Here is an 18,987-nt window from a genome sequence, read left to right on the forward strand (position 1 = left end):
TAGACCCGGTTGACCGGCGTCAGGCGGCGCTGGCTGCCTTGGTGGCGGCCGCGATGCCGGCGGGCCCGACGGGTACGCGCAGTGTCCAGGTGGTCCCCTGGCCTTGGTTCGACACCAGCTCGCGCCGGCCATACGCCAGCGTCACCGTCACTTTGTGCGGCCGGGCGTGCACGAAGGCGTTCCAGATGGCTTCGCGCGCAATCGCGAACACCGCATCGCATACGGCGCCGTCGAGGGTGGATGGCTTGCCGCGCGCGCACGTCGAAGCCGCCTGCATCACGCTTTCGCCGCGCAGTCCGGCAACCCGGTCCCGCCCTTCCGCCAGCACCTGGCCGGCGCTGTCCAGGGCTTCGTCGATCGGCTTGCGATCGTCCTCGCCCAGGCGCCGCGCGGCGGCCCGCATCTTCCAGAGCAGACCCTGGATGGACTGCAACAACCCGCCAATCTCACTTCAAACCGGCTTCGGCGTCAGGCGCTTCACCCACATGGCGTTCGATGCGGCGGTCCGGGATGAACCAGATCAGGGCGACGATCACGTAGACGGCCAGCCCCATCCAGGCCTGCACGCAGCCGAGGCCGATCCCGCAGGCATACAGCAGCAACGAGATCCAGCCCTTGCGGTCGGCGCCGATCGCCAGCGCCAGCCTGCGGTTGCCGCCGCGCCGGCTGGCCAGGCGATGCACCAGCAGCACATACGCCACCGCGCACATGAACAGCACCACGCCGTAGACGGATACGGGGGCGGTCGCGAAGCCGCTCGCGCCCATCCAGTGCGTAACGAAGGGCAGCAGCGACAGCCAGAACAGGAAGTGCAGGTTCAGCCACAGCACCGTGCCGTCGATGTCGCGCACCGCCTGGAACAGGTGGTGATGGTTGTTCCAGTAGATGCCGACGTGGACGAAGCTCAGCACATAGCCCAGCAGCACCGGCGCCATGTGCTCGAAGGCGGCCAGCGTGCCCTCGTGCGGCACTTCCAGCCCGAGCACCATGATCGTGATGATGATGGCGATGACGCCATCGCTGAAGGCTTCCAGCCTGCCCTTGCCCATCGAAGTTGTCCCCTGCCCGCGCTCAGCGCTGCTGGTAGCCGCCGTGGACGGCTACCGGACTCCAGGCCGGCGAGACCGCCGGCAGCTGCGGCGCCAGCGGCGCGTAGGCCCCTGCGCCGTAGACCACCTTGCCGTTCACGACCGTCAGCACGCTCTCCAGCCGCTTGATCTTCTCGGCGTCGATGGTGAAGTAATCCTCGGGCAGGACCACGAAGTCGGCGTATTGGCCGCGCTTGATGCTGCCCTTGATCTTTTCTTCGCCGCTCATCCAGGCCGAGCCGGTCGTCATCAGTTTCAAGGCCTGGTAGCGGCTCAGGCGGTCTTCAATCTTCCAGATCTGCAGGCCGCCGGCGGTCTTGCCGGTCACGGCCCAGTACAGCGAGGGCCAGGGGTTGTAGCTGGACACGCGCGTGCCGTCGGTGCCGAGGCCGACCGGCACCCCGAGTTCGAGCATCCTGCGGATCGGCGGCATCTGGCGCGCCTGTTCGCCGTAACGCTTCCAGTAGGTCTCGCCCTGGAAGTGCATGCGGTCCTGCACCGCCACGCCGCCGCCCAGCTTCTTGATGCGGGCCAGCTGGCTGTCGCTGATGGTCTCGCCATGGTCGACGATGAAGCGCAGGCCGTTCAGCGGCGTCCGGGCATTCACCTTTTCGATGACGGCCAGGTCGCGGTCGATGCTTTCGCCGTAAGTCGCATGCAGTCGGAAGGGCCAGCGGTTCTTCACCAGCAGGCTCACCACCGGTTCCAGTTCGCTCTCCATCGCCTGCGGAAGTTCGGGACGCGGCTCGAGGAAGTTCTCGAAGTCGGCGGCGCTCGCCACCAGGTTCTCGCCGCCGCCCTCGGCCGAGAAGCCGTTCGGGTAGAACATGTGGTCGTTCTGCTTCGGATGGGTCATCGTCAGCCAGCGCTGGAAGTCTTCCAGCTCCTTGCCGGCGCGCTGGGCGAACAGGTAATACGAGGTGCGCACCGTCAGCTTGCCGGCGCGTGCAAGTTCCAGCGTCACACCGTAGTCATCGGGATAATTCTGGAAGCCGCCGCCGGCATCGATGGCGCTGGTCAAACCCAGGCGATTCAGTTCGCGGTAATACTGCAAGGTCGAGTTGAGCTGGTCGTCCCGGCTCAGCTTATTGGTTTTCGCCAGGGTCGAGTACAGGATCAGGGCATTCGGCTTGGCGATCAGCCTGCCGGTCGGCTTGCCGTCGACGCCCAGTTCGACCTCGCCGTCCTTGTACTTCGTGTTCCTGTCGTAGCCGAGGGTGTCGATGCCCTTCTTGTTGAGGAAGCCCAGGCCGTAGAGGTAGAGGATGAAGACCGGCTTGTCCGGCACCGCGGCATTGATTTCCTCCAGCGTCGGCAGGCGCTTTTCCTCGAACTGGTATTCGTTCCAGCCGCCGACCACCTTCACCCATTCGCCGTCCGGAGTGCGCGCGGCCTGCTCTTTCAGCATCTCGAGGGCGCGTTTGAGCGAGGTGACGCCGTCCCAGCGCAGCTCCATATTGTAGTTGAGACCCTCGCGGATCACGTGCAAGTGGGAGTCGTTCAGGCCCGGGATCACCGTGCGGCCGCCGGCGTCGATCAGCCGGGTGTTGGCGCCCTTCAGTTTCAGCACCGCGGCGTTGCTGCCGGCCGCCAGTACCTTGCCGTCCTTGACGGCGACGGCCTGCACGAACTCGCCCTCGCGGGCCATGGTCGCGACCTTGCCGTTGGTGAGAATGAGGTCGGCCTGCTCGCGGGCTTGCGCCGGCATGGCGGCGAAGATGCCGGCGGCAAGCGCGGCGGCGAGGACAGTGCGGCGATTCAGGGGCCTTGGATTCGTCATGACTCGGTTCTTTCGTGGGTTCGTGGCGGCGCTTGTGCGCGCAGGCCTTTTTACGATAACAGTCGGGGGCGGCACCGTCCCCTGCCTTATTGCCGGGACGGGGACGGTGCGGCGGTTCAGGCGGTGCGCCCCTGCGGCAGCGGCGTGTTCGCCTGCGCCGCCGCACGGCGCCGCTTCTCGGCGCCGATCACGATCAGCATGCCGCCCAGGATCGCCAGGTTTTTCAGGAAGTGGTTCAGCTGGTTCTGGAACTCTGCGGCATCGGCATGCCGGAAGCCGTGGAAGACCAGTGTGACCGGCACCAGGAACAGCGCCAGTGCGATCGCCGCCAGCCGCGCATGGATGCCGGTCACCAGGGCCAGTCCGCCGCCCACTTCGAGCAGGATGGTCAGCACCAGCAGCAGGCCGGCCGCCGGGATCCCGGCGCCATTCATCCACGCCGCCACGCCAACGAAACCCAGCACCTTGCCGATGCCGGACACCAGGAAGAGGATGCCGGCGAGTGCGCGTCCGGCCGGATAGAGTTTGGTCGTTTCCATGATCTTTCCTTTCGATGAATGGGGAATGGAAGGATTATGGAGAGCGCCGGGGAGGAAGAAAAACGAGTTATTTGCGGGTCTTGCATCGATTTTTTCGATCGGCGTCGATGGCGGGCCCGCCTTGCCAAAGGATGGGGTTCAGCGCCCATCCCCGCCGCTAAGATCGGCCTTTCTGCGATCAACCAGCGAACAAGATGAAACAAACGATATTCCGCGGCGCCGTCCTCGGCCTGCTGGCAGCGCCCGCCTGTGCCCATGCCGAAGCGGTCCAGCCCTACGGCCGCCTGAACCTCGCGATGGAGGACCTGCGCACCAGCGGCGGCGCGTCCACCAGCCGGCTGTCGAATTACCGCTCGGTGCTCGGCGTGCGCGGCGGCGAGGACCTGGGGGACGGCCTGCGCCTGGTGTTCCAGGTCGAAGGCACGCTCTCGCCCGATACCGGCGCCGGCGCCATCGCCGCGCGCGACACCCGCGTCGGCCTGGCGGGCAACTGGGGCATGCTGTTCGGCGGTAACTGGACCACGCCCTACAATTCCGCGACGTCGGGCCTGGATCCCTTCTATCCGACCACGGCCGGCTACATGAGCATCATGGGCAACGGCTCGGCCGCCACCGCAAACAACGCCAGCGATACCAGCTCCTTCGACCGCCGCCAGCAGAACAGCGTGCATTACTGGAGCCCGGCCTGGCATGGGCTGAGCTTGCGTCTTGCGCACGGCCTGAACGAGGAAAGACCGGCCAGCGGCGCGAAGCCATCACTGAGCTCGGGCGCGCTGATCTACGAAAGCGGCGGGCTGGTTGCCGCGCTGGCGCACGAACGCCACCATGCCTACCGCGGTCCAGGACTCGAGGACCGCGCCAGCAAACTGGCCGCCGCCTACCGCCTCGGCACGCTGCGCCTGGCGGGCGCCGTCGAATGGCTGCGCTACGAGACCGCCGGCGGCACGCTCGAACGCGTGTCGGGCTTCCTGTCGCTGACGAAGCAGTTCGGCCCGCACGGACTGCAGCTGGCGATCGCGAAAGCCGGCGACGGCAAGGGCGGCACGACGGAAAAGGTGGGGTTCATCCGCGCCGGCAGCGCGACCGGCGCCGTGCATGCGACCCTGGGCTACGACCTGGCGCTGTCGAAGCGCACCAGCCTGTTCGTCTTCCACACCCGGCTGCGCAACGACGCGCACGGCGTCTACGACTTCGCGATCAATGGGCTCGATGGCGGCGCCGGAGCCACCGCGTCGGGGACGGCGCTGGGGATGCGCCACGCATTCTGAGACGGGAAACGGGAGAGGCTAGCGGCTGCGGGTCTTGACGATCTGCAGCCGTTCCGCCTGGCGCACGAGGTCGGGCAACGAGCGCGCCGCCATCTTTTCCATGACCTTGCGCCTGTGGGTCTTGGCCATGATCTCGCTGACGCCCAGCTCGCCGGCGATCTGCTTGTTCAGCAGTCCGCCGATCACCAGCTGCATGGTCTGGCGTTCGCGCGGGGTCAGGCTGGCGTGGCGCCGGCGCAGGCCGGCCAGCTCGCGGCGCTCGTCCAGCCGGCGGGCATCCGCGGCCAGGGCGTCGCGCACCGCCTGCAACAGTTCGTCGGGCACCACCGGCTTGGTGAGGAATTCGACGGCGCCCGCCTTCATGGCGCGCACCGACATCGGAATCGTACCGAAGCCGGTCATGAAGATCACGGGAATGTCGGCGCCCAGGCGCGCCAGCTCGGCCGCCACTTCCAGGCCGTCCAGTTCGGGCATGTGCATGTCGCAGACCAGGCAGGACGGCGCCTCGGCCCGGACCTCGCCCACGAAGTCCGGCCCCGAAGCAAAGCCGCGCGCCTCGAAGCCTTCGGCGCGCAGCAGGTTCAGGACCGAGTCGCGGACGGTGTCGTCGTCGTCGACCACGTAGACCATCGGCGCCGGCTCGTCGCCGGCGGCGCCGATGGTTGCGGGGGTTTCAGGAGACACGCTCATCCGCGGCCTGTGCCTTGGCGGCGACGGCTGGAACCCCGGTGATGCGGGCCACGCATTCGGTCCGCAGCCAGGCCGCGGTGACCGGCTCGCCGGCCACCATGCGCTTGATGACGGGGCCGGCCTGCTCGCCGATCAGCATGCCCAGCAGGCCGACCAGGGCGATGGCGGGCGGCGCCGGCGAGCGTACCTGCAGCAGGGCGTAGATCAGGCCGACGAGGATGCCGGCCGCCAGCGAGACGACATAGATCTTCATGGTTTCTCCGGTTGAGCGGCAGGCATGCGCTGGTTAGCGCGCGGGCACGGGCGCCAGCACCTCATGGCTGCCGGCGGTGCGTTGCGGCGCCTTGTGCACCATGGTGTAGGCGTAGTCGACGCCCATGCCGTAGGCGCCCGAGTGCTCGCGCACGATGGCCATCACTTCATTATACGTATCGCGATGGGCCCAGTCACGCTGCCACTCCAGCAGCACCTGCTGCCAGGTGACCGGGACCACGCCGGCCTGGATCATGCGCTGCATCGCGAAGTCGTGGGCATCCTTCGAGGTACCGCCGGAAGCGTCGGCCACCATATAGATCTCATAGTCGCCTTCCAGCATGGCGCACAGGGCGAAAGTGGTGTTGCAGACTTCGGTCCACAGGCCGGAGACGATCACCTTCCTGCGGCCGTTGGCGGCCAGCGCGTCGCGCACTTTCTGGTCGTCCCAGGAGTTCATCGAGCTGCGCTCCAGGATTTCCTTGCCCGGGAAAACGTCCAGCAGTTCCGGGTAGGTCGGGCCGGAAAACGCCTGGGTCTCGACCGTGGTGATGGTGGTCGGGATGTTGAAGGCCTTGGCGGCCTTGGCCAGGCCGACCGTGTTGTTCTTCAGGGCCTGGCGGTCGATCGACTGCACGCCGAAGGCCATCTGCGGCTGCTGGTCGATGAAGATCAGCTGGCAGTTATCGGGGGTCAGTACTTCGAGTTTTGGATTGCGCATGTCGTGCTTTCAGGTTGAGATTATGCGGCGGGTTGCCGCAGGGAGGCTCCTACTTGCGACGGCTTTTCGGCCGCCAGCAGGGCGAGCAGGATCAGGACGGGCAGCGCCAGCGCGGCGAAGCCGAACCAGTGGAATCCGAATGCCGCGGCGACGCAGCCGATGGCGAAGGCGGCCAGCGGCCACACGAATTTCACCAGCCGCTCCTTGACGCCGGGGTCGTCGGCGCCGCGCAACAGGTCGACCAGGTCGATCACGACCTGGGTCACGTTCCCGGTCATCATCGAGGTGGGCGCCAGGTGGCCCAGCAGCAGCCGGCTGGTGGCGCTGTGCGCGCCCATTGCGGCGGCGCCCAGCAGGCCGGCGGCCATCGCCAGCGGACCGGCTTCGCCGCCGACCGGCGACGCCGCCAGGCCGCAGCCCATGAAGCCGAGCAGGAACAGCAGCTCCATCGCCAGCGCCGGCCGCAATGCCGCGACGCCACGCCGTTCGGCCGCCACCACCAGCAGGCGCGCCAGCGCCACCCCGGCGATGAAGGCCGGGAAGGCCAGGAACTTGAGGAGGACGGAACTGCGCGAGGGATCCGCCAGCGCGGCGCCGATCAGGATGAAGTTGCCGGTCACGTGGGCGGTGAACAGGCCGAACAGCGCCAGAAACCCGAGGGTATCGACATACCCTGCAAAGAATCCCAGCGCCATACCCTGGCACTGGCTGCGGCTTCGATCGTTCATGCATGTCTCCCATCGGGCGCGGTGCTGGGACGGACGCGTCCCAGGCCACCGCGAGTCCATGCATCCTAGGGCCGCCGCGTCCGCCCTGCCCCTCCCATTCGGCCAGTTCGGCCCGCACCCGATCTTTCAGCCGGGGCCGGCGGGGCTTGCGGTCCCTAGACTGGTCATCCTTACCATGACAAACCGAAAGGACGACCATGAACGACAAACCTTCCCTGGCACGCCGCTCGCTGCTGGCCGGCGCCGCCACCGCCGCTGCGGCCGGCGCCGCGCTCTCCACCGCCGCCGCAGCCGCCGCGGCCACGGGCAAGCCGGCCGCCGCGCCGGCCGGCGCCGGTGCCGGGCACTTCCTGACCGTCGCCGACGGCAGCGTGATCCACTACAAGGACTGGGGCAGCGGCCAGCCGGTCGTGTTCAGCCACGGCTGGCCGCTGCAGGGCGACGCCTGGGAAGACCAGATGTTCTTCCTCGCCGCCCACGGCTACCGCGTGATCGCCCACGACCGCCGCGGCCACGGCCTGTCCAGCCAGCCCTGGGGCGGCAACGACATGGACCACTATGCGGACGACCTGGCGGCCCTGCTGAACCACCTCGACCTGAAGAACGCGGTGCTGGTCGGCCACTCGACCGGCGGCGGCGAAGTGACCCGCTACCTTGCCCGCCACGGCAGCAAGCGCGTGGCGAAGGCGGTGCTGGTCGGCGCGGTGCCGCCGCAGATGGTGAAGTCCGCCACCAACCCGAACGGCCTGCCGATGGAAGTATTCGACGGCATCCGCAAGTCGGTGGTGGACGACCGCGCGCAGTTCTTCATGGACCTGACCCTGCCCTTCTACGGCTACAACCGTCCGGGCGCCAAGGTCTCGCAGGGCGTGCGCGACACCTTCCGGGCCCAGGGCATGCAGTGCGGCCTGAAGAATGCCTACGACTGCATCAAGCAGTTCTCGGAGACCGACTTCAGCGCCGACCTGAGGAAGATCGACGTGCCGACCCTGATCGTGCACGGCGACGACGACCAGATCGTGCCGATCGACGCCTCGGCGCGCGCGGCGGCGAAGCTGGTGAAGCGGTCGACCCTGCTGGTCTACGAAGGTGCGCCGCACGGCCTGCCGACCACCCACAAGCATCGCCTCAACGCCGACCTGCTCGCCTTCATCAAGGCCTGACCTATCCTTTGGTATAGCTGGACCGCAGGCCGCCCGCGCCCGAGAATGGGGCGGCCTGCGCCAGCGCGCAGGCACCCGCCTGCCACAGCCGGAGCACCCACATGGACAACTCAACGATCTCCCTGGTCATCGCGGATGACCACCCGCTCATCCTCGCCGGTATCGCCACCCTGATCGAGGCCGAACCGGAACTGGTCCTGCTCGGCCAGGCCACCGACGCCGACGGCGCTGTCGAGCAGTACGAGCGCCTGCGGCCCGACGTGCTGCTGGTCGACCTCAACATGCCGGGCGGCGGCCTGGAGGCGATCGCACGGGTACGTGCCCGCCATCCGGACGCGAAGATCGTGATCCTCACCACCTACGAAGGCGACGAGGACGTGCACCGCGGCCTGGCCGCCGGCGCTTCCGGCTACCTGCTGAAGCAGTCGGGTTTCGAGGAGATCGTCGACTGCGTGCGCCACGTGGTCAGGCAGGGCCGCTACCTGCCGCCGCGCCTGGCCGAAAAGCTGGCCGCGCGCATCCATACCAGCCCGCTGTCGCGGCGCGAACTCGACATCCTGGCCCACCTCAGCGCCGGCAAGAGCAACAAGCTGATCGCCCGCGATGCCGGCATCGGCGTCGGCACCGTGAAGTACCACATCAACAATATCCTGACCAAGCTGAACGTCACCTCGCGCACCGAGGCGGCCAGCGTCGCCCAGCGGCGCGGCCTGCTGCATCCCTTTTAACCACGGAGCATTCATGCAATCAAGCGCCCCCCTCATCCTCTTCAACGGCTGCTTCCACACCGTCGACCGCCAGAATCCCCAGGCCAGCGCGGTCGCGATCCAGGACGGCAAATTCCTCGCCGTCGGCGATACCGACGAAGTGATGCGCCACCGCGCGCCGGACAGCCAGGTGATCGACCTGAACGGCCGCACCGTCATCCCGGGGCTGAACGACTCCCACCTGCACCTGATCCGCGGTGGCCTGAACTACAACCTCGAACTACGCTGGGAAGGCGTGCCCTCCCTGGCCGACGCCCTGCGCATGCTGAAGGAGCAGGCCGACCGCACCCCGAATCCGCAGTGGGTGCGCGTGGTGGGCGGCTGGAACGAATTCCAGTTCGCCGAAAAGCGCATGCCGACCATCGAGGAGATCAATGCCGCGGCGCCGGACACGCCGGTATTCGTGCTGCACCTGTACGACCGCGCACTCCTGAACCGCGCGGCCCTGCGCGCGGTCGGCTACGACCGCAACACGCCGAATCCGCCGGGCGGCGAGATCGTGCGAGACGCCCAGGGCAATCCGACCGGCATGCTGATCGCCCGCCCCAACGCCATGATCCTGTACGCGACCCTGGCCAAGGGCCCGGCCCTGCCGCACGACCTGCAGGTGAACTCGACCCGCCAGTTCATGCGCGAACTGAACCGCCTGGGCGTGACCAGCGCCATCGATGCCGGCGGCGGCTTCCAGAACTACCCGGAAGACTATGCCGTCATCGACGAGCTGGCGAAGGAGAACCAGCTGACCATCCGCATCGCCTACAACCTGTTCACCCAGAACAAGGGCAAGGAGCTGCAGGATTTCGAACAATGGACCGGCATGGTCAAGCCGGGCGACGGCAGCGACTTCTACCGCCACAACGGCGCCGGCGAGATGCTGGTGTTTTCGGCGGCCGACTTCGAGGACTTCCTGCAGCCGCGTCCGGACCTGCCGCCGGGCATGGAGGACGAGCTGGAAAAGGTCGTGCGCCACCTGGTGGCCAGCCGCTGGCCCTTCCGCCTGCACGCGACCTACGACGAGTCGATCTCGCGCATGCTGGACGTGTTCGAGAAGGTCGACCGCGAGATCCCCTTCGACGGCCTGTCCTGGTTCTTCGACCATGCCGAGACCATCAGCCCGCGCAACATCGAACGCGTGAAGGCCCTCGGCGGCGGCATCGCGATCCAGCACCGCATGGCTTTCCAGGGCGAGTTCTTCGTCGAACGCTATGGCGCGGAAGCCGCCAAGGCCACGCCGCCGGTGGCGCGCATGCTGGAGATGGGCGTGCCGGTCGGCGCCGGCACCGACGCCACCCGCGTGGCCAGCTACAACCCCTGGACCGCGCTGTACTGGCTGGTGTCCGGCCGCACCGTCGGCGGACTGCGCCTGTACGACGCCGGCCAGCGCCTGCCGCGCGAGACCGCCCTCGAACTCTGGACCAATGGCAGCGCCTGGTTCTCCAGCGAACAGGGCAAGAAGGGCCGCATCCGCGAGGGCATGCTGGCCGACCTGGCGGTGCTGTCCCGCGACTTCTTCCGCGTGCCGGAAGACGAGATCAAGGGCCTGGAATCGGTGCTGACCATCGTCGGCGGCAAGGTCGTGTTCGGCCAGGCCGAGTTCACGCCGCTGGCGCCGCCGCCGATCCCGGTGCTGCCGGAGTGGTCGCCGGTGAACAAGGTGGCCGGCCACTGGCGCCGCGCGGCGCCCCAGCCGGCGGCCGCGCTGGCCCACCAGTGCCAGGGTCCATGCGGCGTGCACGGCCACGGTCACGACCGGGCGCGCCGCTCGAACGTGCCGGTGTCGGACTTCCAGGGCTTCTGGGGCGCCTTCGGCTGCAGCTGCTTCGCGTTCTGACTACGACTATCGTATGAAGGACTAAGGGCCGACTGGCCGGATAATGGGGCGAACCGCAACAAGGAAAGCTCCCATGAACCTGGCCCAGAAAACCGCCCCGTTCCCTCTATCGTTCGCCGGCCTGTCCCGGCTACGGATGCCGGTCCTGGCGCTGCCGGACAGCGGCACCTCCGGCATCCCCGTTGCGGTGCCGGAACGCAGGCCGCGCGGGGGCAATGTTGGCGAGATCGCCTGCTCCCAGGCCTGGGAGCGGATCCGCCGGCTCACGCCGGCACGCTGGCTCGATCTGCCGGCGGCGCAGCAGCAAGGCGCCCAGGATCCCGCCTTCCTGCTGCAGGCGCTGACGGCGGCCGGCGCGCCCCATCCCGCGATCGCTTCCGAAGTCGAGCATGCGCTGCTGCGCGGCGCCGGCAGCGCCACCGCCTTGGCCCTGGTGACGCTCGGCGCCCTCGCCCATGCCCGTTACGGCGGCGGCGAGGCGGCGCTGGAACTGGCCCGCGCAGGCCTCCAGTGCGCTGCACGCAGGGACGACGGCCACGCCGGCCTGGCGCATGCGGTGCATGCGGCGCTGCTGACGCCGGCGAACGAGGGCTTGGCACGCGCCGCCGCCGTGCTCGCCGGCCTTTGCCATGGCCAGTCCCTGGCCGCGGCCGCCGGCAGCTATCTGTACGGCGCCGGGCTCGTTTCCGGCATGCCGGTGCCCGCGCTGGCCCACCACCTCGACATGGCCTGCCGCCAGGCGCTGGCCGGCCAGGCCGCCGATGCCGCGGTCCAGGAACTCGAATCCCGCGCCAGCCTGCTGCGCGGCCTCCTGTCGCACCAGGGCGGCGCCATCCTCGAGCGCCTCTGCACGCTGCGCGCACCAAGCCAGGAAAGCCGCTTCGGCCACTGGCTGACCCGGCTCCAGGCGGCGTGGTATGCGGGCGAGCATGCGCTGGCGCTGCGCGCAGTGGAAGAAGCCGGAGCCCTGAGCGGTCCCTTGAGCGCGCCCGGCGACCTGCTGGTCTACCACGTGTTCGCCGTCCTCGCCCTGTCCCGCTGCGGCGACCCGTTCACGCTCGACGCGCTGCGCCGCCACAGCGATGCGCTGACGGCGCTCGACACGCGCTGCCGGGCCAGCCATGGTGCGATGGCGGCACTGGCGGATGCCGCCATCGAGCGCCGCCGCGGCCAGCCGCTCGGCGCGCTACGGGGCTTCGAACGGGCCGCGGCACTCGCCACCGGCGCGAAACTGCACTGGCTCGCCGTCCTCGCCAGCGAGCAGGCCGCTGGACTGGCCGAGGACTGCGGCCTGGACTCGGCCGCCCACCAGTATCGCCAGCAGACGCTGCTGGCCTGCCGGCGCTGGGGCGCGCTCGGGCATCTCGAAGCCTTGCGGGCGAAGTGGAACGAAGCCGCGCAGGAAACGGACGGCGGCTGCGATCTGGGCCAGTCGGTCGCGCATGAACTCAACCAGCCGCTGGCGGCCGTCGCCCTGCACGCGGCGGCCGCCGCCAAATGGCTGCGCCGCGCCCAGCCGGACGTCGAGCGGGCCCTCGATTCCCTGGCCCTGATCGGCGCCGCCGGCCGGCAGGCCGGGAATATCGTGCGCGGCCTGCAGCGCCTGGCGGCCGGCATGGACATGGAAACCGACAGCGTGGTGCTCGACCGCGCCGTGCGCGAAACGGCGCAGTTGCTGCGCCGGCTGCTGCGCAAGCACGGCATCGAGCTCGATCTCGTGCTCGGCCTGGGCGAACGCAGCATCGAGGCCAACCGCGTCCAGCTGCAGCAGGTGCTCACCAACCTGGTCGTCAACGCCGCCGAGGCCCACGCCGCCGCGGGGCTGGATGGAGCGCGCCGCATCCGCATCGAGACCGTCGCCCGCGGCGGCCATGCGGTCGAACTGGCGGTGAGCGACAACGGTCCGGGCATCGCCCCCGCCCACCGCGAGCGCCTGTTCACCAGCATGTTCAGCACCAAACGCGGCAGCAGCGGCAACGGCATGGGCCTGTCGATCAGCCTGTCGATCGCGCGCGCCCACGGCGGCCATATCTGGTACGAGCCCTGCGCGCCACGGGGCGCCTGCTTCCGCCTGCGGCTTCCGGTGTAATATCCGAAGGCTATGCACACTCCAGTTACAACACCGATCCGCGTGATGGTGGCCGACGACCACCCGATGATGCGCGAGGGGATCGCCGCCGCCCTGCTGGCCGAGGGCGACATCGAGATCGTCAGCACCGCCGCCAACGGCGCCGAGGCGATCGCCGACTTTGCCCGCCACCGTCCCGACGTCTCCCTGGTCGACCTGCAGATGCCGGTAAAGGACGGGCTCGAAGCCATCATCGGCATCCGCGCCCTGCATCCGGACGCGCGCATCGTCGTGCTGACCACCTTTAGCGGCGACGCGCGCGTGGTGGCGGCGCTGAAGGCCGGCGCCGCCGCCTACCTGCTGAAGGACGCACCCGGCACCGCCCTGGCCCAGGCGGTCCGCAACGTCTACAAGGGCGCCAGCGTGATCGCCCCGCTGGCCCAGCGCGACGTCGACAGCCACCATCGGGCCGACGCGCTGTCGCCGCGCGAGCTCGACGTGCTGCGCCTGGCCGCCGACGGCAACACCAACCGCGTGATCGGAGAAGCGCTCGGCATCAGCGAACCGACGGTGAAGACCCACATGAGCACCATCCTGGTCAAGCTGGGCGCCAGCGACCGCACCCACGCGGTCACGCTCGCCCTCAAGCGCGGCTACATCAGCCTGTGAGAGCGGGCCAAGGAGCGCCGGTGTATCCCTTCGTATAGCTAGGCCGGCGTGGGCGCGCCATCCACAATACAGGAGGGCCGCACAGCAGCGGCATCATCCACCTCCTGAAAGGAAGCAGACATGAGCGCCAACCGCACCATCGATACCGTCACCGCGCGTGACGGCACCATCATCCACTTCACCGACTGGGGCCACGGTATTCCCGTGGTGTTCAGCCACGGCTGGCCGCTGTCCGGCGATGCCTGGGAAGACCAGATGATGTACCTGGCCGAACACGGCTACCGCGTGATCGCCCACGACCGCCGCGGCCACGGCCGCTCCAGCAAGGCATGGCACGGCAACGACATGGACACCTATGCCGACGACCTGGCCACCCTGCTGGACACCCTGGACATCACCGGCGCCACCCTGGTCGGCCACTCGACCGGCGGCGGCGAAGTCGCCCGCTACATCGGCCGCCACGGCACCGGCCGCGTCGCCAGGGCGGTGCTGGTCGGCGCCGTCACTCCGCAGATGATGGCTTCGCCGAACAATCCGGACGGCGTGCCGATGTCGGTCTTCGACGGCATCCGCGACGGCGTCAGGAACGACCGCGCCCAGTTCTTCCTCGACCTGACCATGCCCTTCTTCGGCTTCAACCGCCCGGGCGCCAAGGTCTCGGAAGGCATGCGCCAGTCCTTCCTGATCCAGGGCCTGCAGTGCAGCCTGAAGAGCGCCTACGCCTGCATCAAGCAGTTCTCGGAATCCGACTTCACCGAAGACCTGAAGAAGATGACGGTGCCGACCCTGGTGATCCACGGCGACGACGACCAGATCGTGCCGCTGGCCACCACCGCCCGCCGCGCCGTCGAACTGCTGCCGCAGGGCCGCCTGTCGGTCTACGAGGGTGCCGGCCACGGCCTGCCGTCCACCCACAAGGACCGGCTCAACGCCGAGCTGCTGGCCTTCCTGCGCGGCTGATCCCAGCTCCCGGCGTCAACCCCTGGCCGCCGCCTTCCGCTCGCGCACATCGATATACGCGACGATCATGAAGGCGCCGGCCAGGCCGAGGTGTTCGAAGAAGCCGTTCTCGGACATCGTGCGGGCGGCCCCGGCCAGTTCCCAGAAGCGGTTGGCCAGCAGGTTGGCCGCCAAGGTGAACAGTGCCAGGTAGGCGGCGCCCAGCCAGCGTCGGAACCCGCAAAGGATCAGCAGCGCCCCGCCAAGCTCACCGAGGATGGTGAGGAAGGCGAGCGGCGCGGCGGGCGACAGGCCGAAGTGATGCATCTCGGCGACCGCCGCCGGAAAATCCAGGGCCTTCTCGATCCCGCCCTGCAGGTAGGCGGAACATAACAACAGCAGAAAACACCAGTAGGCGATGGCGGGACGGCGGTCGGCGCGACCGGTGGGAATGGCGGGTGCGGATTTGGAATACATGGCGGATCCTGAAAGTGTCGTGTGGAGGGAGGTCGGGCGACGGGCCCTGCTTCGATGATAGAAGCCCGCAGCCGCTTGCGCCCCTGTCCTTGGACAGGCCGCTACCCTTACACCCGCGCCGCCCCCACCTGCGCCGCCCGCCCGGCACGCCAGCCGTTGAAGCCGGCGATCGCCCCCAGCACCACGAACAGCAGGGCGCACCAGCCGAAGCCGCCGGTCTGGCCGCGGATCAGCCCCACCACCAGCGGCCCGCTCGCCGCCAGCAGGTAGCCTACGCATTGCGCCATGCTGGATAGCTGCGCCGCCACCTGGGGATCGCCCGAACGCAGCACGATGACGGTCATGGCCGCGGCGATCAGGCCGCCCTGGCCGACGCCCTGCAGCACCGCCCACAGCCAGACCGTGGACAGTGGCGCGAACAGCAGGCCGATCAGCGCGACCACCGCGATCGCGGACAGCGCCAGGTTGATCAGGCGCTGGTCCTTGCCGCGCACGGCGATGTGCGGCACCGCCAGGCAGGACATTGCCTGGACCATGACCGACATCGAGACCACGCTGCCGGCGAGGACGGGATCGAGCCCGCGCTCGCGCAGGATCGGCACCAGCCAACCGAACACGCTGTAGGCCAGCGCGGACTGGAAGCCCATGAACAGGGTGACGTTCCACGCGAGCCGGTCGCGCCACAGTCCCTTGATATGGGCGCCGCCGCCCGCCGGCCGCTGCGCCCCCTGCCCGAGCTGCGGCAGCCAGACGAGGGCGACGACGGCCGCCGGCAGCGCCCACGCGGCCAGCGCGCCGTGGATCGAACCGTCCAGCAGCCTTTCGATGGGCAGGGTCAGGCCGGCAGCGCTGGCGGCACCGCCGCACAGCGCCATCGTGTACAGCCCGGTCATCAGCGCGCTCCGGCGCGGGAAGTCGCGCTTGACCAGTCCCGGCAGCAGCACGTTGGCGACGGCGATGCTGGCGCCGGCCAGGGCGGTGCCGAAGAACAGCGCCGGCAGCGGCGCCAGTCCGCGCAGCGCCGTGCCCAGGGCCAGCAGCAGGAGCACGCCCAGCATGGTCCTTTCGGCGCCGATCCGGCGCGCCAGCCGCGGCGCCAAGGGCGAGAACAGCCCCAGGCACACCACCGGAAGCGTGGTCAGCACGCCCGCGCCGAAGGCCGACAGCTGCAGCTCGCTCTTCAGTTCCGGCAGCAGGGCCGAGGCGCTGGAGAACAGCGGGCGCAGGTTGAAGGCGATCAGCACCAGGCTCGCGCCGAGGAAGGCGCGGGCCGCGCGGCTGCGCCCCACGCCGCTCAATGCCCGGCGCCCGCGGAGCTGCGCGCCGCGGCCGATCCGGAAGATTCGGCCGAGCCGGCCGATTCGGGCCGCTGCGGCTCGCCCCAGTGCTTGACCAGCAGCGCCAGCGTGGCCACCACGCCGGCCACCGCGATCGTCGCGAAGATGCCTTCGAAGCCGACCTGGCGGCGCGACAGTTCGGCCACCAGGAAGGAGCCGGCGACGCCGCCGAAGCGGCCCACGCCCATCATCCAGGCGACGCCGGTGGCCCGGCCCTGGGTAGGATAAAAGGCCACCGCCAGCGCCGGCAGCGAGGACTGGGCCGTATTCATCAGGGTGCCGGCGAGGAAGACCACCGCCATCAGCAGGCCGGTGCTGCCGGCCGACAGGCCGATCGCGTAGATGCTCAGCGCGCTCAGGCTGAAGCACAGCGCGATCACGCGGTTGGCGCTGAAGCGGTCCATCAGCCAGCCGAGGAAGATGGCGCCGACACCGCCGAGCGGGAACAGCGAGGCCGCCAGCGTGGCCGTGCGCGCATCCAGGCCGGCTTCCTTGAACAGGATCGGCATCCAGTTGATGAGGGAATAGAAGATCACCAGGCCCATGAAGTAGGCCAGCCAGATCATCACTGTGCCGATGATGAAGGGACGCGACAGGATGACGCGCAGGCCGCTGCCGGCGACGGACGGCGCTGCCTTCTCGGCCATGCTGAACGAGGCCGCCTGCGCTGCCGCCGGCGAGATGCGCTGCAACGCGGCGCGGATGTGCGCGGCGGGATAACGCCTGGCGACCATATAGCGCACCGATTCCGGCAGGCGCGCCAGCATGACGGCCGCCAGCACGACCGGCACCGCGCCGCCCAGCAGCAGCACGCTGCGCCAGCCCCACTGCGGAATCATCCAGGCAGCCAGGAAGCCGCCCAGCGCCGCGCCCAGCGGGAAGCCGCAGAACATCGCATTGGTCAGGGTCGCGCGGCGCTGGTCCGGGCAGTACTCGCTCATCAGGGTGACCGCGTTCGGCATCGCGGCGCCCAGCCCGAGGCCGGTCACGAAGCGCAGGATGGTGAGCTGGGTCAGGTCGGCCGCAAAGGCCGACCAGGTGCAGGCGGCGCCGAACAGGGCCACCGCCGCCACCAGCACGGTCTTGCGGCCGAAGCGGTCGGCGCAGGGACCGGCGGTCAGGCCGCCGGCGGCCAGTCCGAACAGGGCCGCGCTGAGCACCGGCGCCAGCGCCGCCTTGCTGAGACCCCATTCCTTGAGCAGGGATGGGGCGATGAAGCCGATCGCGGCGGTGTCGAAGCCGTCCAGCAGCACGATCAGGAAGCAGATCGCGAAGATGGTCCACTGGAAGCCGGAGAACCGGTGGCGGTTGAGGAAGTCCTGGACGTCGACCGCTCGGACGTCTTTCTGCATATGTGTCTCCTTCGGGCGGTCCCGCCGGTGGCCGGCCGCGTTTTATATCGTATGCCTGATGGCTCTACTGTATCGCAATATGCGCCACGGGTGGGCCGCGGCGCTGCAGGTCCGCTTCAGAAGGCGCCGACGTAGTTCTCGGCAAGTGCGGTGCTGAGGGCGCGCGAGGCCACCACGTTCTCGAGCTCCGCCAGCTGCACTTCGCGGTCGAAGGGCGATGCATCCTCGAAGGTGTGCAGCAGGCGCGTCATCCACCACGAGAAGAATTCGGCGCGCCAGATCCGCTTGAGGGCCTCGCTCGAATAGCGCTCCAGGCCTTCCTCGCCGGCGCCGCGGTAGAAGCTGTCGAGGGCGCGCGACAGCAGCTTGACGTCGGAGATCGCCAGGTTCATGCCCTTGGCGCCGGTCGGCGGCACGATGTGGGCGGCGTCGCCGGCCAGGAACAGGCGGCCCGAGCGCATCGGCGCGCACACGAAGCTGCGCATGCCGATGATCCCCTTCTGGAAGATCCGGCCTTCCTTGAGCTTCCAGCCGTCGTCGCTCTCCAGGCGCGCATGCAGCTCGGCCCAGATGCGGTCGTCCGACCAGTTGTCGACGTGGTCGCGCGGGTCGCACTGGAAGTACAGGCGCTGCACGGTCGGCGAACGGGTGCTGACCAGGGCGAAGCCGCGTTCGTGGCGGGCGTAGATCAGTTCTTCCGACGAGGGCGCCGATTCGACCAGGATGCCGAACCAGCCGAAGGGATAGGTGCGCTGGAAATCCCGGCGGACCGTCGCCGGGATCATCGGGCGCGACACGCCGTGGAAGCCGTCGCAGCCGATCACGAAGTCGGCCTCGATGCGGCGCGCCTCGCCGCCGTGCATGAAACTCACCGCCGGCCGCTCGCCGTCGATGCCGGCGATCTCGACCTGGCTGGTCTCGAACAGCAGTTCGCCGCCGGCGGCCAGGCGGGCCGCGACCAGGTCGATGATGACTTCGTGCTGGGGATAGACGGTGATCGCCTTGCCGGTCAGGCCGTGCAGGTCGATGCGGTGGCGGCGGCCGCCGAAGGCCAGTTCGATCCCGTGGTGCAGCGCGCCTTCGCGGTGCATGCGCTCGCCGACGCCGGCGTCGCTCAGGATGTCCATGCTGCCCTGTTCGAGCACGCCGGCGCGGATGGTGGCTTCGATCTCGGCGCGGCTGCGCGATTCGAGCACGACGGACTCGATGCCGTTCAGGTGCAGCAGGTGGGAAAGCAGAAGGCCGGCGGGGCCGGCGCCGATGATGGCGACTTGGGTACGCATGGTGATGTCTCCGTTTATGTGTTCTGGTTGACATC

General features: G+C 69.1%; 19 protein-coding genes. 7 read left to right on the plus strand and 12 right to left on the minus strand.

Annotation, left to right across the window (positions count from 1 at the left end):
• Window positions 1–19 precede the first annotated feature (19 nt).
• The 4 genes from AC1DOP_RS05895 to AC1DOP_RS05910 all read right to left on the minus strand — a co-directional run bounded on the left by AC1DOP_RS05895 (window position 20) and on the right by AC1DOP_RS05910 (window position 3,407).
• Complete coding sequence (locus AC1DOP_RS05895; RefSeq protein ID WP_477250371.1) at window positions 20–436, minus strand: sensor histidine kinase; 417 nt, start codon at window positions 434–436, stop codon at window positions 20–22.
• 10 nt (window positions 437–446) lie between these two features.
• On the minus strand, window positions 447–1,049 hold the full coding sequence (locus AC1DOP_RS05900) for a TMEM175 family protein (protein ID WP_477250373.1): 603 nt from the start codon (window positions 1,047–1,049) through the stop codon (window positions 447–449).
• A gap of 22 nt (window positions 1,050–1,071) precedes the next feature.
• A complete protein-coding gene (locus AC1DOP_RS05905) occupies window positions 1,072–2,868 on the minus strand; it encodes an amidohydrolase (protein WP_477250375.1) in 1,797 nt (598 codons plus the stop codon).
• Window positions 2,869–2,984: 116 nt separating this feature from the next.
• Window positions 2,985–3,407, minus strand: coding sequence for a DoxX family protein (locus AC1DOP_RS05910; RefSeq protein WP_477250378.1), 423 nt, complete (start codon window positions 3,405–3,407; stop codon window positions 2,985–2,987).
• 194 nt (window positions 3,408–3,601) lie between these two features.
• On the opposite strand from AC1DOP_RS05910, the gene AC1DOP_RS05915 reads away from it, so the two are divergent.
• Window positions 3,602–4,675: a porin gene (locus AC1DOP_RS05915; RefSeq protein WP_441933659.1), complete on the plus strand. Its 1,074-nt coding sequence runs from the start codon at window positions 3,602–3,604 to the stop codon at window positions 4,673–4,675.
• An 18-nt stretch (window positions 4,676–4,693) separates the two neighbouring features.
• Here the strand turns inward: AC1DOP_RS05915 and AC1DOP_RS05920 are convergent, their stop codons facing one another.
• The 4 genes from AC1DOP_RS05920 to AC1DOP_RS05935 are packed head-to-tail and all read right to left on the minus strand — an operon-like array spanning window position 4,694 to window position 7,066.
• Window positions 4,694–5,359 (minus strand): response regulator transcription factor, encoded by a 666-nt coding sequence (locus AC1DOP_RS05920; protein ID WP_441933661.1) that lies wholly within the window; start codon window positions 5,357–5,359, stop codon window positions 4,694–4,696.
• Window positions 5,349–5,618 carry a XapX domain-containing protein gene (locus AC1DOP_RS05925; RefSeq protein ID WP_441933663.1) on the minus strand — a complete coding sequence of 90 codons (270 nt, stop codon included), beginning with the start codon at window positions 5,616–5,618 and terminating at the stop codon, window positions 5,349–5,351. Before AC1DOP_RS05925 ends, AC1DOP_RS05920 begins: the two co-directional genes overlap by 11 nt.
• A gap of 33 nt (window positions 5,619–5,651) precedes the next feature.
• Window positions 5,652–6,338 carry a hydrolase gene (locus AC1DOP_RS05930; RefSeq protein ID WP_441933664.1) on the minus strand — a complete coding sequence of 229 codons (687 nt, stop codon included), beginning with the start codon at window positions 6,336–6,338 and terminating at the stop codon, window positions 5,652–5,654.
• A 20-nt stretch (window positions 6,339–6,358) separates the two neighbouring features.
• Window positions 6,359–7,066, minus strand: a complete 708-nt coding sequence (locus AC1DOP_RS05935) for a YoaK family protein (protein WP_477250381.1) — start codon at window positions 7,064–7,066, stop codon at window positions 6,359–6,361.
• A gap of 197 nt (window positions 7,067–7,263) precedes the next feature.
• Between AC1DOP_RS05935 and AC1DOP_RS05940 the strand changes: the two genes are divergently transcribed.
• From AC1DOP_RS05940 to AC1DOP_RS05965, 6 genes are all read left to right on the plus strand, one after another.
• Window positions 7,264–8,229 (plus strand): alpha/beta fold hydrolase, encoded by a 966-nt coding sequence (locus AC1DOP_RS05940; RefSeq protein WP_477250383.1) that lies wholly within the window; start codon window positions 7,264–7,266, stop codon window positions 8,227–8,229.
• Between the two features lie 101 nt (window positions 8,230–8,330).
• Window positions 8,331–8,957, plus strand: coding sequence for a response regulator (locus tag AC1DOP_RS05945; protein ID WP_477250385.1), 627 nt, complete (start codon window positions 8,331–8,333; stop codon window positions 8,955–8,957).
• A 13-nt stretch (window positions 8,958–8,970) separates the two neighbouring features.
• Window positions 8,971–10,827, plus strand: a complete 1,857-nt coding sequence (locus AC1DOP_RS05950; protein ID WP_477250387.1) for an amidohydrolase — start codon at window positions 8,971–8,973, stop codon at window positions 10,825–10,827.
• 73 nt (window positions 10,828–10,900) lie between these two features.
• Entirely contained in the window at window positions 10,901–12,916 is a 2,016-nt protein-coding gene (locus tag AC1DOP_RS05955) for an ATP-binding protein (RefSeq protein WP_477250389.1), read from the plus strand.
• Between the two features lie 12 nt (window positions 12,917–12,928).
• Complete coding sequence (locus AC1DOP_RS05960) at window positions 12,929–13,564, plus strand: response regulator transcription factor (RefSeq protein ID WP_441933676.1); 636 nt, start codon at window positions 12,929–12,931, stop codon at window positions 13,562–13,564.
• Between the two features lie 120 nt (window positions 13,565–13,684).
• Window positions 13,685–14,524 carry an alpha/beta fold hydrolase gene (locus AC1DOP_RS05965; RefSeq protein WP_441933678.1) on the plus strand — a complete coding sequence of 280 codons (840 nt, stop codon included), beginning with the start codon at window positions 13,685–13,687 and terminating at the stop codon, window positions 14,522–14,524.
• Between the two features lie 15 nt (window positions 14,525–14,539).
• Here AC1DOP_RS05965 and AC1DOP_RS05970 read toward each other — a convergent pair whose 3' ends face one another.
• The 4 genes from AC1DOP_RS05970 to AC1DOP_RS05985 form a co-directional block, all read right to left on the minus strand.
• Window positions 14,540–14,980 (minus strand): DoxX family protein, encoded by a 441-nt coding sequence (locus tag AC1DOP_RS05970; RefSeq protein ID WP_441933680.1) that lies wholly within the window; start codon window positions 14,978–14,980, stop codon window positions 14,540–14,542.
• Between the two features lie 107 nt (window positions 14,981–15,087).
• Window positions 15,088–16,269: a CynX/NimT family MFS transporter gene (locus AC1DOP_RS05975; RefSeq protein WP_477250392.1), complete on the minus strand. Its 1,182-nt coding sequence runs from the start codon at window positions 16,267–16,269 to the stop codon at window positions 15,088–15,090.
• A 5-nt stretch (window positions 16,270–16,274) separates the two neighbouring features.
• Complete coding sequence (locus AC1DOP_RS05980; protein WP_477250395.1) at window positions 16,275–17,669, minus strand: MFS transporter; 1,395 nt, start codon at window positions 17,667–17,669, stop codon at window positions 16,275–16,277.
• 116 nt (window positions 17,670–17,785) lie between these two features.
• Window positions 17,786–18,952: a 4-hydroxybenzoate 3-monooxygenase gene (locus AC1DOP_RS05985; RefSeq protein ID WP_477250397.1), complete on the minus strand. Its 1,167-nt coding sequence runs from the start codon at window positions 18,950–18,952 to the stop codon at window positions 17,786–17,788.
• Window positions 18,953–18,987 lie beyond the last annotated feature (35 nt).

The organism is Massilia sp. 01N410, from assembly GCF_056399665.1.

Bases quoted from the DNA above. Each gene is read 5' to 3' on its own strand.
- AC1DOP_RS05900 (WP_477250373.1), bottom strand. From the start codon at position 1,049: ATGGGCAAGGGCAGGCTGGAAGCCTTCAGCGATGGCGTCATCGCCATC.
- AC1DOP_RS05905 (WP_477250375.1), bottom strand. From the start codon at position 2,868: ATGACGAATCCAAGGCCCCTGAATCGCCGCACTGTCCTCGCCGCCGCG.
- AC1DOP_RS05910 (WP_477250378.1), bottom strand. From the start codon at position 3,407: ATGGAAACGACCAAACTCTATCCGGCCGGACGCGCACTCGCCGGCATC.
- AC1DOP_RS05915 (WP_441933659.1), top strand. From the start codon at position 3,602: ATGAAACAAACGATATTCCGCGGCGCCGTCCTCGGCCTGCTGGCAGCG.
- AC1DOP_RS05925 (WP_441933663.1), bottom strand. From the start codon at position 5,618: ATGAAGATCTATGTCGTCTCGCTGGCGGCCGGCATCCTCGTCGGCCTG.
- AC1DOP_RS05930 (WP_441933664.1), bottom strand. From the start codon at position 6,338: ATGCGCAATCCAAAACTCGAAGTACTGACCCCCGATAACTGCCAGCTG.
- AC1DOP_RS05935 (WP_477250381.1), bottom strand. From the start codon at position 7,066: ATGAACGATCGAAGCCGCAGCCAGTGCCAGGGTATGGCGCTGGGATTC.
- AC1DOP_RS05940 (WP_477250383.1), top strand. From the start codon at position 7,264: ATGAACGACAAACCTTCCCTGGCACGCCGCTCGCTGCTGGCCGGCGCC.
- AC1DOP_RS05945 (WP_477250385.1), top strand. From the start codon at position 8,331: ATGGACAACTCAACGATCTCCCTGGTCATCGCGGATGACCACCCGCTC.
- AC1DOP_RS05950 (WP_477250387.1), top strand. From the start codon at position 8,971: ATGCAATCAAGCGCCCCCCTCATCCTCTTCAACGGCTGCTTCCACACC.
- AC1DOP_RS05955 (WP_477250389.1), top strand. From the start codon at position 10,901: ATGAACCTGGCCCAGAAAACCGCCCCGTTCCCTCTATCGTTCGCCGGC.
- AC1DOP_RS05960 (WP_441933676.1), top strand. From the start codon at position 12,929: ATGCACACTCCAGTTACAACACCGATCCGCGTGATGGTGGCCGACGAC.
- AC1DOP_RS05965 (WP_441933678.1), top strand. From the start codon at position 13,685: ATGAGCGCCAACCGCACCATCGATACCGTCACCGCGCGTGACGGCACC.
- AC1DOP_RS05970 (WP_441933680.1), bottom strand. From the start codon at position 14,980: ATGTATTCCAAATCCGCACCCGCCATTCCCACCGGTCGCGCCGACCGC.
- AC1DOP_RS05980 (WP_477250395.1), bottom strand. From the start codon at position 17,669: ATGCAGAAAGACGTCCGAGCGGTCGACGTCCAGGACTTCCTCAACCGC.
- AC1DOP_RS05985 (WP_477250397.1), bottom strand. From the start codon at position 18,952: ATGCGTACCCAAGTCGCCATCATCGGCGCCGGCCCCGCCGGCCTTCTG.